This is a genomic window from Halomonas sp. SIMBA_159, from assembly GCF_046536035.1.
GTDB lineage: Bacteria > Pseudomonadota > Gammaproteobacteria > Pseudomonadales > Halomonadaceae > Vreelandella > Vreelandella venusta_A.
Map to the genome: position 1 here is coordinate 1 of NZ_JAWJBT010001228.1, position 248 is coordinate 248.

At 53.2% G+C, this 248-nt stretch carries 1 protein-coding gene; it reads left to right on the forward strand.

Going from position 1 to position 248, the window contains the following annotated elements; translation table 11 throughout:
- On the forward strand, positions 1-248 hold a 248-nt coding region (locus R0J87_RS23180; RefSeq protein ID WP_498889309.1), incomplete at both ends, for a hypothetical protein.

A 248-nucleotide genomic window follows, 5' to 3' on the forward strand; every position in this document is an offset into this window, starting at 1 on the left:
GTATGAGGAAGCTTTGCGCGAGCGCATTGTTGCCGAAGCGGTCAGCGTGTACAACAGCAAAGAAGAAGCTGTTGGCGCCCCAGTACTGCGCAACTTTGAGAAAACCGTGATGCTGCAGAACCTGGATACACTCTGGAAAGAGCATCTGGCGGCGATGGATCATCTGCGTCAGGGGATTCACCTGCGCGGTTACGCTCAGAAGAATCCGAAACAGGAATATAAGCGCGAGTCGTTTGAACTGTTCCAGG